This window comes from Halomonas shantousis (assembly GCF_054654615.1).
Genome location: NZ_BAAIER010000002.1, coordinates 2,073,532 through 2,085,781 on the forward strand (window position 1 = coordinate 2,073,532; position 12,250 = coordinate 2,085,781).

11 protein-coding genes are annotated in these 12,250 nt (G+C 60.0%); 8 read left to right on the forward strand and 3 right to left on the reverse strand.

The genetic code is table 11. The features are described from left to right. Positions 1 to 154 precede the first annotated feature (154 nt). The 6 genes from ACYQ12_RS09935 to yidD all read left to right on the forward strand — a co-directional run bounded on the left by ACYQ12_RS09935 (position 155) and on the right by yidD (position 4,706). Positions 155 to 883: an ATP-dependent zinc protease family protein gene (locus tag ACYQ12_RS09935; protein WP_459870904.1), complete on the forward strand. Its 729-nt coding sequence runs from the start codon at positions 155 to 157 to the stop codon at positions 881 to 883. A gap of 8 nt (positions 884 to 891) precedes the next feature. Further along, complete coding sequence (locus tag ACYQ12_RS09940) at positions 892 to 2,397, forward strand: inactive transglutaminase family protein (protein ID WP_459870907.1); 1,506 nt, start codon at positions 892 to 894, stop codon at positions 2,395 to 2,397. A 2-nt stretch (positions 2,398 to 2,399) separates the two neighbouring features. Further along, the gene (locus ACYQ12_RS09945; protein ID WP_459870909.1) at positions 2,400 to 3,368 is read left to right on the forward strand and encodes an alpha-L-glutamate ligase-like protein; all 969 of its coding nucleotides are present in this window, start codon (positions 2,400 to 2,402) and stop codon (positions 3,366 to 3,368) included. Positions 3,369 to 3,447: 79 nt separating this feature from the next. Further along, entirely contained in the window at positions 3,448 to 3,888 is a 441-nt protein-coding gene (locus ACYQ12_RS09950) for a transcriptional repressor (protein ID WP_459870912.1), read from the forward strand. Positions 3,889 to 3,984: 96 nt separating this feature from the next. Then, complete coding sequence (gene hisI / locus ACYQ12_RS09955; RefSeq protein WP_459870915.1) at positions 3,985 to 4,434, forward strand: phosphoribosyl-AMP cyclohydrolase; 450 nt, start codon at positions 3,985 to 3,987, stop codon at positions 4,432 to 4,434. Beyond that, positions 4,431 to 4,706 (forward strand): membrane protein insertion efficiency factor YidD, encoded by a 276-nt coding sequence (yidD, locus tag ACYQ12_RS09960; RefSeq protein WP_459870917.1) that lies wholly within the window; start codon positions 4,431 to 4,433, stop codon positions 4,704 to 4,706. Before hisI ends, yidD begins: the two co-directional genes overlap by 4 nt. Before the next feature lie 33 nt (positions 4,707 to 4,739). Here yidD and ACYQ12_RS09965 read toward each other — a convergent pair whose 3' ends face one another. Further along, the gene (locus ACYQ12_RS09965) at positions 4,740 to 5,156 is read right to left on the reverse strand and encodes a SufE family protein (RefSeq protein WP_459870920.1); all 417 of its coding nucleotides are present in this window, start codon (positions 5,154 to 5,156) and stop codon (positions 4,740 to 4,742) included. 44 nt (positions 5,157 to 5,200) lie between these two features. Next, positions 5,201 to 6,388, reverse strand: coding sequence for a tyrosine-type recombinase/integrase (locus ACYQ12_RS09970; protein ID WP_459870923.1), 1,188 nt, complete (start codon positions 6,386 to 6,388; stop codon positions 5,201 to 5,203). 261 nt (positions 6,389 to 6,649) lie between these two features. Between ACYQ12_RS09970 and ACYQ12_RS09975 the strand changes: the two genes are divergently transcribed. Beyond that, positions 6,650 to 7,615: a DNA-binding protein gene (locus tag ACYQ12_RS09975; protein ID WP_459870926.1), complete on the forward strand. Its 966-nt coding sequence runs from the start codon at positions 6,650 to 6,652 to the stop codon at positions 7,613 to 7,615. Between the two features lie 86 nt (positions 7,616 to 7,701). Here the strand turns inward: ACYQ12_RS09975 and nfuA are convergent, their stop codons facing one another. Continuing rightward, entirely contained in the window at positions 7,702 to 8,292 is a 591-nt protein-coding gene (gene nfuA / locus ACYQ12_RS09980; RefSeq protein WP_459870929.1) for a Fe-S biogenesis protein NfuA, read from the reverse strand. A 191-nt stretch (positions 8,293 to 8,483) separates the two neighbouring features. On the opposite strand from nfuA, the gene metH reads away from it, so the two are divergent. Next, positions 8,484 to 12,203, forward strand: coding sequence for a methionine synthase (gene metH, locus ACYQ12_RS09985; RefSeq protein ID WP_459870931.1), 3,720 nt, complete (start codon positions 8,484 to 8,486; stop codon positions 12,201 to 12,203). Positions 12,204 to 12,250 lie beyond the last annotated feature (47 nt).

The window sequence follows — 12,250 nt, forward strand, 5'->3', positions numbered from 1 at the left end:
CCTTGACGCGTTTCTCGCTGGAAGCGTTGCCGAACTGGAATCAGTAATGCCGATCCGATCTTTTGCGTTGCCTGCCTTGTTCATGGGGATGCTATCCCTGACCGCTTGTACGGCCATGTCAGATTCGCCTCCTGCTCCTGAGACTGTCACTCCGATGCAGCTCGATACGCGCATTGGTCAGCTTGAGCAGCTGCTGGCTCAACAATGCAATGTTCAGACGGAACTGCTGCGAGAACATGCCGAAAAGACGCAGCGGGTAATGGCCGGCATTACCGACAACGGCGTGTTGCTGCGAGGCTTGCGAGCCGATGTCGAGAATCTCGACGATAGCCCGCAAATCATCCGTACCTGTCCCACCGACACGGAAAGCCCCGTAGACAACAAGGAGATCGTGGGGCGCACCGAATGGGTCGGCTTTCCCTCGATCGGTACCTACCTCAAGGCCCGTGTCGATTCTGGCGCCAATACTTCGTCTCTGTCGGCCAAGGACATCACCGAGTTCGAGCGCGACGGTGAAAACTGGGTTCGATTCAAGCTTGCGCTGGAAGATGACGATGCCGCGAGCGCAGGCATCCAGGAGCAGTGGATCGAGGCACCCGTGTCCCGGTCGGTCAAGATTCTGCAGGCTTCGGGTAGCGAAAGCCGCCCGGTCGTGCGTCTGCTGATGACACTGGGGCCCATAAAACAGCGTGTGGAGTTCACGCTCAATGACCGGACCCACCTGACCTATCCCGTGCTGTTGGGACGACGTTTCCTGATGGACATCGTGGTGATCGATGTCAGTCGTACCTATATGCATCCACGACCGGAGTTCGCCGGCGATGACAGCATCAACGCCACTGGCCAGGATGATGCGGCGATCGATAACGCAGAGACGCGCTAAGGACTCCCATGTCACGAGTACCCTTTTATCTTCTGGTCGGCACCCTGCTGCTGGCCGGCATCGTTCTGACAGCCTACCGGCACGTGCACTCCGACGTACCCTTGACGCCCGGAGAACAGCGTCAGATATGGGAGGTCGAGGCCCAGGTCAACTTCACGGCACTTGGAGAGGCGGTGAAGGTCGACCTGGCTCTGCCCTCGCATCAGCCCGGGTTCCGGATCCTGACGGAAAATACGGCCTCTTCCGGTTATGGGCTCTCCTTTCTCGAGAATGACAACGGCAGGCGTGCGCAATGGGCGATTCGTCAGGCCGTAGGGCCTCAGCAGCTCTACTACTCGGCCCAGTTTCTGGCGACTGAAGGTAACGAGTCTCTAAAAGCGCCCCTGCCGGCGCTGCAGGAGGACATCGTCTGGGAGCACCCGTACGATACGGCGGCGGCCGCCGTGATCCGTCAGGCCTATGAGCGTTCCGCGGACTCCTATACCTTCACCCGTGAGTTGATAAGAGAATTCGGCGAGAACCGCCAAGGCGAGAATGCCCGCCTGCTGCTGACTCAGTATGCACGTCCCGACCTCCTCATCCGTCTGCTCAACGAGGCAAAGGTTCGCTCGCGTCTGGTCTACGGTCTCATGCTCGAGGATGGCCGACGCCGCCAGGCGCTAACGCCCTGGCTGCAGGTATTCGAGGGTGATCGGTGGGTGCTGATCAATCCTGAAACCGGTGAGCAGGGCCGGCCTGACAACCTTCTGCTATGGGGGGCTTCGGGCCAGGCCGTTCTCGAGGTTCAGGGCGGAACCAATTCCCGCGTGACGTTCTCCATCATCCGGCATAGCGAACCGGCCTCGGTTGCGGTCCGCAACCAGCTGGTCGACAGCACGCTGATCAACTTCTCGATCCACAGTCTGCCACTGGAAGAGCAGGCGCTTTTCAAGACCATCCTGCTGATTCCCATCGGCGCGCTTGTCGTGGTGCTGCTGCGGGTGCTGGTCGGTCTCAAGACATCCGGCACTTTCATGCCGGTACTAATCGCCCTGGCCTTCATCCAGACCACCCTGTTCACGGGGTTGATCGGCTTCCTGCTGATCGTATCGGTGGGCCTGGTCATTCGCAGCTATCTGTCGAGACTCAATCTGCTCCTGGTGGCGCGAGTATCGGCAGTCATTATTACCGTGATCGCCATCATCTCCATTTTCTCGGTCATGGCCTACCGCTTCGGCCTCAATGCCGGCCTGACGATCACCTTCTTCCCCATGATCATCCTGTCATGGACCATCGAACGCATGTCGATTCTCTGGGAAGAAGAAGGTCCCAAGGAAGTGATCAAGCAAGGGGGCGGCAGCCTGTTGACCGCAGTATTGGCGTATCTGGCAATGAACAACCCCTGGGTACGCCACATCACGTTCAACTTTCTCGGTGTCCAGATGATCCTGATGGCGTTCATCCTGCTGCTTGGCAACTATACGGGGTACCGGCTACTCGAGTTGCGCCGCTTCAAGCCCTTGGCAGAGGATTGAGTATGTGGATTTCTCCCGCCAAGCTTCATGCCAAGGGCATCATCGGCATGAACCGGCGCAATATTCGCTATATCGGCCGCTACAATGCGCGCCATCTGTATCCGCTGGTCGATGACAAGCTCAAGACCAAGCTGCTGGCGCAGCGCCACGGCATCACCACACCGGAGCTGATCGGCACCATCACCACTCAGTTCGGCGTCAAGAGCATCGCCGATCTGGTCGCTCCCTATGCAGGATTCGTCATCAAGCCCTCCAAGGGCAGCGGCGGCAAGGGTATCCTGGTCATTGAACATCAGGACGCCGAGGGCTACGTCAAGCCCAGCGGTGCGCATATCGACCGTGGTGACATCGAGCGCCACGTTTCCAACATCCTGTCCGGTCTCTACTCGCTGGGAGGATCGCCTGACGTCGCCCTGATCGAGACGCTGATCGCATTTGACGAGGTCTTTGCCGAGTACAGCTATGAAGGCGTGCCGGATATCCGCGTGATCGTCTTCAAGGGATATCCGGTCATGGCCATGATGCGCCTGTCGACGGCGGCCTCCGATGGCAAGGCGAACCTGCATCAGGGGGCCGTGGGCGTCGGGTTGGACATCGCAAGCGGAACGGCGCTGCGTGGCGTGCAGTACAATCTGCCTCGCGAGGATCATCCCGATACCGGACACGATCTCGCCTCGCTACAAGTGCCTGGATGGGAAGAGCTGTTACGTCTGGCGGCCAGCTGTTATGAAATGACCGGTCTTGGCTACCTGGGCACCGACATGGTGCTGGATCGTTATCGCGGTCCCATGCTGCTGGAGCTCAATGCCCGTCCCGGGCTTGCCATTCAGATGGCCAACGGCGAAGGCTTGCGCAAACGCCTCGATCTCGTCGAGCGTCAACCCGAAGGGCGTTCAGTGAACGAACGGGTCGCTTTCTCTCAGCAGCACTTCGCTCGCAAGGGAGAGCTCATCATCGATAGGGCATTGTGAAGCTGCAGCCGGGAAAGATGCCTGGCCGTCACCTTGGCGAACCACGTAGAATGTTTTCTTTTAAAAGCTCTGGTCTTCCATGTTCGATTCTCAAGCGCTTCTCCGGCAGGCGGAGCATCAATGTCAGTTACGGGGGGTCCGCTTCACCCCGATTCGCCGCCGCGTGCTGGAAATGATCTCGACTTCGCCCGGTGGCCTGAAAGCTTACGATCTGCTGGATCGCCTGGCGGCCGAGCACGCCTCGGCCAGACCCCCTACCGTTTATCGAGCGCTGGATTTCTTGATCGAGCAGGGTCTGGTGCATCGTATCGAGTCACTCAACGCTTATGTGGCCTGCCCGTGTCCGGATCACGTGCATAGCTTTCAGCTACTGATCTGTCGTCACTGCGGGCGTGTCGAAGAGCTTCACCTCGATGACGTCGGCGACCAGTTGGCTGGCGCAGCGCACCGGCAGGGGTTTCATGTCGAGCGCCAGACCATCGAGTTGCTGGGGGCCTGCGACCAGTGCGCTTCGCGCTGAGACAATGACGTATGGCCGCCCTGCCCCAGCGCCCTGAACATGCAGAAAAATGAAACGGCGTGCAGCTTTCGTTAGCCGTTTTCCCACAGGTGATCCATGACCGAACTTTTCAGACAACTTGAAAGTGCGACTATCGATACGAAGCGCCCCTTGCAGGAGACGCTCGAAGCCGTTCGCTGGAACGGCGACGGACTATTGCCGGCGATTGCCCAGCAGTTCGATACGGGTGAAGTCCTGATGATGGCCTGGGTGAACCGTCAGGCGCTCGAGGAAACACTCACGACGGGTCGGGTCTGTTACTGGTCGCGCTCGCGCGGCAAGCTATGGCGCAAGGGCGAAACCTCCGGCCAGGTGCAGCAGCTCAAGACGGCTCATCTCGATTGCGATGGCGACACATTGCTGCTGAGCGTCGACCAGCACGGTCCGGCCTGTCACACCGGACGCCGCAGTTGCTTCTATGTCGAGCTAAGCCAGGAGGGTGCCAGGATTGATGCCGCACCTCTTGTAGATCCTGCCGAACTGTATGCAGGCCATGAGCGGAAATGAATCTCGTGCGTAGCATCCTGGCGGGGTCGTTGATCGGGCTGGTGAAGAGTTATCAGTACTTGATCAGCCCGATTCTAGGGCCGCGTTGTCGCTTCTGGCCAAGCTGTTCCCAGTATGCGGTAGAAGCCATCAATGAGCATGGTCCGCTCAGAGGGAGCTGGCTGTCATTGCGACGCATTCTGAAATGCCACCCCTGGCATCCCGGCGGCGTCGATCCCGTCCCCCCCTGCCGTTCTTGCCACGAATCGGATGACAGGAGTGTCAACCACTGATTGGCGACCGCTACAAGCGGTCGCCAATCGCTCTCAAGCCGCTGCTTCCTGTCTGGCGACGTCATAGATCCTTGCGAGCATGGCATTCAAGCCATTGCTGCGTGTGGGCGACAGGTGCTTGTCGAGTCCCAGATCGTTCAGAAAGCTCGGTTGGGTAGCGAGAATCTCCCCGGGGGTACGGTCATTGTAGATACGCAAGAGTACCGCGATCAGCCCGGAGACGATGGCGGCATCCGAGGTGGCCTCGAAGTGCAGCTTGGCGTCGTGTCTTTCGTGATGCATCCAGACATTGGACTGGCAGCCCTCGATCTTGTTTTCGGCGTTCTTGAAAGGCTCGGGAAAGCCCGGCAACTGCTTGCCCATGTCGATGATGTACTGGTAACGGTCCATCCAATTGTCGAAAAGCGAGAATTCTTCGATCAGTTCCGCCTGGGCTTGCTGCGCACTCATAACTCTCTCCTGCGGGTTCCGGCTTCGATATCGATAGAGGGGCATTATAACGTTTCTGGGGACTCATCCGGGCGGACGACCTTGTGGCGTGCCAGTTGCTGCTGCCACTCTTGTGCTTCGGCATGCAGGTAACGCGCCGTGGTGTCCAGGCGGGCGTGCCGGGCGGTCTTGGCCAGATAGCGTAGCTCGACTCCTGCCTGGGCCTGATGCGTCAATGCCGTATGGCGTAGCCAGTGCGGTGTTGCCCGTCGCAAGTGGCATGCCGATTCCGGGGCCTCCCCTTCCCGCTCGAGGGCATCGGCCGCATCGCGAAACGTGGTCCGAATCATCCGATAAAGCTGATTGTCACCTAGCGCGCGCTGGCCATCGAGGGTACGCAGCAGTGGGCTATCTTCCGCGCCGTCGGGATAGGCCGGGAGATGCAGCACCTCGCGCCATTCGATGAGTAGCCGCAACATGTCCGGCGGCAGCGGAATCTCGGCCAGCTTGTCGCCCTTGCCCACGACTCGCCACCACCAGTACCCCTCCCGGCGATAGAAGTCGTTCATCCTTGCCGCTGCCATCTCGTGCAGTCGCGGCGCGAGCAGGTAGGCAAAGCCGAACACGAAGCGTCGCCGCACATGATCAAGCTGGCGGGCCGCGGTAGCATTCTCGTCAACGGGGCGCTCTAGCCAGCGCCAGAGCCAGGCCCACAACGGCTGCTCGAGATAACGTTCGATCGTTGTCGTCCGGTTGTCGAGCTTGCGGCGCTTGCCTCGCATCAATCGAAAGGGATTGTGATCGAGCCACCCCGCTTCCACCAACCAGGCGAACATGCCCTGAAGGATGACAAGGCTCTGCCGGCGGCTGGCGGCGGTCAGCGGACCGCGAAACGGCCGCCATTCAAGAGATTGGCGCGGCCTTGGCGGGCCTATCCAGCGGTGTGCCGGCTGCGGGTCGGCCAGGAAGCGCTCGTATTCGTCCAGGCTGTTTCGACGCAAGTCCCTTAGACCCTCGCCCCGCCCTTCCAGCCATAGCAACAGCCGTTCCGCCTCCTTGCGATAGGCACGAAACGTCTGAGGACTGTCGCGATACTCGGCCAGCCATTGGCTCACTGCCTGGGCATCGTCATTGGCGAAAATCCTTGGTTCGCGAGCAAGCAAGGCCTTCCGGCCCTGCGAGACGGCAAGGCCCGATGCGGCGGGTTCTTGCGTCTCTTCTTCCCGTTGCAGAAGCAGATTTCGTGACGTCATGCGGCCTTATGTTTCCTGATCTTCATTTCACCCTGTCGGCAGCGTGTTGCTCCATTGCAGCTGTCATTTTCTGCCTGACAGCCAAAATAATCAAGATAATGCGCGTAATCATGAGTTTTTAGCTTTTAAAGTAACGTATTTTACGTATTACGTATAATGTAATATATTGCATAGCCATACTGATTCGCTATGATCGCGTGTCGGTAAAACTGATGGATCCCGGCCGAAACCTAGGCAATTCGCTCATTCACAGGAGTCACTATGGCCCGCAGCGGTATTCAGTACGGGGATGTACAGCGCGCAATCGATACCTTGCTCAAGCGCCAGGAGAACCCCAGCGTGCAGAGAATCCGGGAGGTGCTGGGCACCGGCAGCTTTACCACCATCAATGAACACCTGCGAGAGTGGCGCACTCGGCGCGAGGAGAATCGCGACATGCCAGCTGCGTCGGGGGTGCCCGAGCCGCTCGAGAAATGGACCCAGGAACTCTGGGACAAGGCTCAGGAATTGGCTGTCGAGCATCTGGCCCACTATCGGGAGCAGGCCGATCGCCGTGTCAGCGAAGCCCAGGAACAGGCGCGGCAGGCATGGCGTGAGGCCGAGGATGCCATCCAACGCCTGGAAGCGCTGAATACCCACCTAGGGCAGATCCAGGCGCGCCTGGAGGAGAAAACGGCGCTATCGGCTCGCCTGGAGAGCGAGCGGCAAGCGGCGGAACAGCGCGAAGCCGCGTTGAGCCAGCAATTGCTGGAGAGCGAGAGACGGCATCAGGAACAACAGGCGCACCAGGAACGAAAGATACAGGCCTACCGCGAGCAGCTCGACCAGATGCAACAGGAAGCCGCCACTCGACTTGAGCAAGAGGAGCAGCGCCATGAGGCGGCGGAGGCGCGACTCATGGCGCTGCTCGACGAATCTCGCCAGACACGCCAAGCTCTCGAAAAGCAACACGCCAAACGCGTGGAATCCCTCGAGAACCGTATCGAGAAACGGGAAAGGGAGCTGAGCGAACAACGCCGCCTGCAGGAGGAAGCACGCGAGACAGCGCGCCGAAGCGATTGGGAGAAACAGCGTCTGGAAGAAGCCCTACAAGCGTCGCGAGAGCTTGCGGAACAGGCCCGACACGACAAGTCGCGCCTTGAACAGGAACATCAACAGCTATGGGCAGCCCATCAGGGCCTTCAGCAGCGCCTGGCGCAGACGCCACTGCCGCCTTTCGTCTATTGATGTTCGAGGTGTCGCCATCACCTGGCGTATGGCAAACCGAGCGGTAGGGAGAGAACGCTGGAGAAGGTCACGAGACCTTCCCCGCCTCAGCGATAATAGGCGTTGGTCGCGTCGCTGTGATCAGTCACGTCACGAATGCCGGCCAGCTCGGGGATACGCTCCATCAGCGTCTTTTCGACCCCTTCCTTCAGCGTCAGGTCGACCGCGGCGCAACCTTGACAGCCGCCACCGAACTGCAGCACCGCAACACTCTCGTCGGTCAACTGAATCAGCTTGATCTCGCCACCATGCGCGGCCAGCCCGGGATTGATCTCGCTGTAGAGGATGTAATTGATACGATCCTCCAATGGACTGTCGGCGTTGACCTTGGGCATCTTGGCGTTGGGCGCCTTGATGGTCAGCTGCCCCCCCATGCGATCGGGGTTGAAGTCGACCACGGCTTCCTCGAGAAACGGCAGGCTGTTCTTGTCCAGGTAAACGGTGATCTTCTCTAGCGCCAGCCGCTCGTCGCTAGGCTCTTCTTCACCGGGGCGACAGTAAGCCAGACAGGTTTCGGCATAGGGCGTGCCCGGCTGAGTGATGAAGACGCGCACTGCGATATCCGCCACGCTCTGCTTCTCCAGCAGTTCGGCAAGATAATCCTGGGCGCTGTCGGTAATCTGAATCGCTTGACTCATAACTCGTCCACTCTGCGATGGGAATAATGTATATGGTAAGAAAAACCCCGTGCGGACACAATCCCGACTGAATTGCTGGGTTATAGCACCTGCCCGGCTCTCAACGCTTCTGCTACCATATTGCGCCCGGTTTCGGTGGCCTCGTGCTATCGACGACAACGAATCGCTACCGCTGGAGAACCATCACCATCATGGCCGCCGATATTGTTCCCTTGCCGACCATCTCTCCTGTCTTCCAGGCCCTGACCGACGGCATGAAAGACAGGATCCTGCTGCTGGATGGCGGCATGGGTACCATGCTGCAGAGCTACCGCCTTGACGAAGCGGATTTCCGCGGTGAGCGCTTTGCCGACTGGCCAGCGGAACTCAAGGGCAACAATGACCTGCTGGCGCTGACCCGCCCGGATATCGTTTGCGACATCCATCGCGCCTATCTGGAGGCCGGGGCGGATATTATCGAGACCAATACATTCAACAGCACGCAGCTATCCCAGTCCGACTACGGCATGGAATCGCTGGTCTTCGAGCTCAACCGGGAAGCGGCTCGCCTCGCCCGGGAGGTTTGCGACAGCGTTGCCGCCGAGACCGGCATCCCGCGCTATGTGGCCGGCGTGCTGGGCCCGACCAGCCGCACCGCCTCGCTCTCCCCGGACGTCAACGACCCGGCCAGGCGCAACGTTACCTTCGATGCCCTGCGCGACAATTATCGCGAGGCTGCCAAGGCATTGATCGAGGGCGGCAGCGATCTGATCATGATCGAGACAATCTTCGACACCCTCAATGCCAAGGCAGCCATCTTTGCACTGGAGGAGCTGTTCGAGTCGCTGGGTCAGCGTTTACCGGTGATGATTTCCGGGACGATCACCGATGCCTCAGGACGGACGCTGTCCGGACAGACCACCGAGGCGTTCTGGAACTCGGTCCGCCATGCCCAGCCGTTGTCCGTGGGACTCAACTGTGCGCTGGGCGCCGCCGAACTGCGTCCCTATCTGGAAGAGCTATCGAGCAAGGCGGATACCTTCGTCTCGGCGCATCCCAACGCCGGCCTTCCCAACGAGTTCGGCGAATACGATCAGACTCCCGAGGAAATGGCGGCGATCATTCAGGAGTTCGCCCAGAGTGGGCTGGTCAACATCATCGGCGGCTGTTGCGGCACCACGCCGGAGCACATTGCGGCCATCCGCGCCGCGGTGGATGGCGTGACGCCACGCGCTGTTCCTCAGCGCCCCCGCGCCTGCCGTCTTTCCGGCCTTGAGCCCTTCAACATCGAGACCGACTCGCTGTTCGTCAATGTCGGCGAGCGCACCAATGTGACCGGCTCTGCCCGCTTCAAGCGCCTGATCAAGGAAGAGGACTACACCACGGCGCTGGAGGTGGCGCTGGAGCAGGTCGAGAGTGGCGCTCAGGTCATCGATATCAACATGGACGAGGGAATGCTCGAGTCCCAGGAAGCAATGGTGCGCTTTCTTAACCTGATCGCTTCCGAGCCGGACATCTCCCGCGTGCCGATCATGGTCGACTCGTCCAAGTGGGACATCATCGAGGCCGGCCTGAAATGTATCCAGGGCAAGCCGGTGGTGAACTCCATCTCGCTCAAGGAAGGCGAAACGGCCTTTCGTCATCAGGCCACCGCCTGCCGGCGCTACGGAGCCGCAGTGGTGGTGATGGCCTTTGACGAACAGGGCCAGGCCGACACCTTCGCGCGCAAGACCGAAATATGTCAGCGTGCCTATACCATTCTGGTCGACGAGATTGGCTTCCCGGCGGAAGACATTATCTTCGATCCCAACATCTTTGCCATCGCCACGGGCATCGACGAGCACAACAACTACGCCGTCGATTTCATAGATGCCACGCGCTGGATTCGCGAGCACCTCCCCTACGCCATGGTCTCCGGCGGCGTCTCCAACGTGTCGTTCTCGTTTCGCGGCAACAACCCGGTGCGCGAGGCAATTCACTCGGTATTTCTCTATCACGCCATCCGGGCCGGACTGACCATGGGCATCGTCAATGCCGGCCAGTTGGCGGTCTATGACGATCTGCCCGGAGAGCTGCGCGATGCCGTCGAAGACGTGGTGCTCAACCGGCGAGACGACGCCACCGAGCGCCTTCTCGACATCGCCGAGCAGTATAAAGGGGATGGAAACGCCGACGAGAAGAAGGAGGATCTCGAATGGCGCACCTGGCCGGTGGAGAAGCGCATCGAGCATGCCCTGGTCAAGGGCATCACCAGCTACATCGATGAGGATACCGAAGAAGCCCGCCGTCGGGCTGAACGCCCTATCGACGTGATCGAAGGTCCGCTCATGGACGGCATGAACGTGGTTGGCGACCTGTTCGGCGCCGGCAAGATGTTCCTGCCCCAGGTCGTCAAGTCCGCGCGGGTCATGAAGCAGGCCGTGGCGCTGCTGATCCCTTATATCGAGGCGGAAAAGAGCGAGACCACCCAGGCCAAGGGCAAGATCGTCATGGCCACCGTCAAGGGCGACGTGCACGACATCGGCAAGAATATCGTCGGTGTGGTTCTGCAGTGCAACAATTACGAAGTGATCGACCTCGGCGTCATGGTGCCCGCCCAGAAGATCCTGCAGACGGCCATCGACGAGAAGGCCGATATCATCGGTCTGTCGGGGCTGATCACGCCCTCGCTGGATGAGATGGTACATGTCGCCAAGGAGATGCAGCGCCAAGGTTTCGAGCTGCCATTGCTGATCGGCGGCGCTACCACGTCCAAAGCGCACACGGCGGTCAAGATCGAGCCGCAATATCAGCAGCCGGTGATATATGTCACTGACGCCTCGCGCGCCGTGGGTGTCGCGGGGCGTCTGCTGTCTGCCAGTCAGAAACCGGCTTATGTCGCCGAAATCCGCGCCGAGTACGAGAAGGTCCGCGAGCGCAACGCCAAGCGGCGCCCCAAGGCTGCGGATCTCTCCTATGCCGAGGCTCGCGAACGGCGCTTCAAGCCCGACTGGGCGGGCTATGCGCCCCCTGCGCCGGCCTTCACCGGCCTCAAGGTATTCGATGACTATGATCTAAGGGAACTGGTCGATTACATCGACTGGACGCCCTTCTTCATGAGCTGGCAGCTGGCGGGCAAGTATCCCAAGATACTCGACGATGAGATCGTCGGAGAGACGGCACGCAGCCTGTTCGAGGATGCCCAGGCGATGTTGCACAAGCTGATCGATGAAAAGCATCTCACCGCTCGCGGCGTGATCGGTTTCTGGCCGGCCAATACGGTGGATGACGATGTCATCGAAGTTTATGCCGACGATTCGCGGAGCGAAGTACTGAGTCGTCTGCACCATATCCGGCAGCAGATGACCAAGAATCGCGACGGTATCTGTTATAGCCTCGCCGATTTCGTCGCGCCGCGGGAAAGTGGCACAACGGACTGGATCGGCGGCTTCGCAGTGACCACCGGGCATGGCGCCGAGGAATTGGCCAAGCGCTACGAACAGGCCGGTGACGATTACAATGCCATCATGGTAAAGGCACTGGCGGACCGCCTGGCCGAAGCCTTCGCCGAGTGCATGCATGAGCGTGTGCGCCGGGAGTATTGGGGGTATGTTCCCGAGGAGTCGCTGGACAATGAGGCGTTGATCGCCGAGAAATATCAGGGTATCCGCCCGGCGCCAGGGTACCCGGCATGCCCCGACCATACCGAGAAGGCCACGCTGTTCCAGTTGCTGAATGCCACGGCCAACGCCGACATGACATTGACCGACAGCTTTGCCATGTGGCCCGCCGCCGCCGTCTCGGGATGGTATTTCTCGCACCCGCAGTCCAAGTACTTCTCGACGGGCAAGATTACGCGCGACCAGGTCGAAGCTCTGGCGGATCGCAAGGGAATGCGCCTTGCCGAACTGGAGCGCTGGCTCTCTCCAGTGCTCTCCTATGATCCCGAATGACCGGAAAACGCTTGGGTTTGCCCTGTTACGCCGTGGCCCGTGAGCGA

Bases quoted from the DNA above. Each gene is read 5' to 3' on its own strand.
- ACYQ12_RS09935 (WP_459870904.1), top strand. From the start codon at position 155: ATGCAGCTCGATACGCGCATTGGTCAGCTTGAGCAGCTGCTGGCTCAA.
- ACYQ12_RS09940 (WP_459870907.1), top strand. From the start codon at position 892: ATGTCACGAGTACCCTTTTATCTTCTGGTCGGCACCCTGCTGCTGGCC.
- ACYQ12_RS09945 (WP_459870909.1), top strand. From the start codon at position 2,400: ATGTGGATTTCTCCCGCCAAGCTTCATGCCAAGGGCATCATCGGCATG.
- ACYQ12_RS09950 (WP_459870912.1), top strand. From the start codon at position 3,448: ATGTTCGATTCTCAAGCGCTTCTCCGGCAGGCGGAGCATCAATGTCAG.
- hisI (WP_459870915.1), top strand. From the start codon at position 3,985: ATGACCGAACTTTTCAGACAACTTGAAAGTGCGACTATCGATACGAAG.
- yidD (WP_459870917.1), top strand. From the start codon at position 4,431: ATGAATCTCGTGCGTAGCATCCTGGCGGGGTCGTTGATCGGGCTGGTG.
- ACYQ12_RS09965 (WP_459870920.1), bottom strand. From the start codon at position 5,156: ATGAGTGCGCAGCAAGCCCAGGCGGAACTGATCGAAGAATTCTCGCTT.
- ACYQ12_RS09970 (WP_459870923.1), bottom strand. From the start codon at position 6,388: ATGACGTCACGAAATCTGCTTCTGCAACGGGAAGAAGAGACGCAAGAA.
- ACYQ12_RS09975 (WP_459870926.1), top strand. From the start codon at position 6,650: ATGGCCCGCAGCGGTATTCAGTACGGGGATGTACAGCGCGCAATCGAT.
- nfuA (WP_459870929.1), bottom strand. From the start codon at position 8,292: ATGAGTCAAGCGATTCAGATTACCGACAGCGCCCAGGATTATCTTGCC.
- metH (WP_459870931.1), top strand. From the start codon at position 8,484: ATGGCCGCCGATATTGTTCCCTTGCCGACCATCTCTCCTGTCTTCCAG.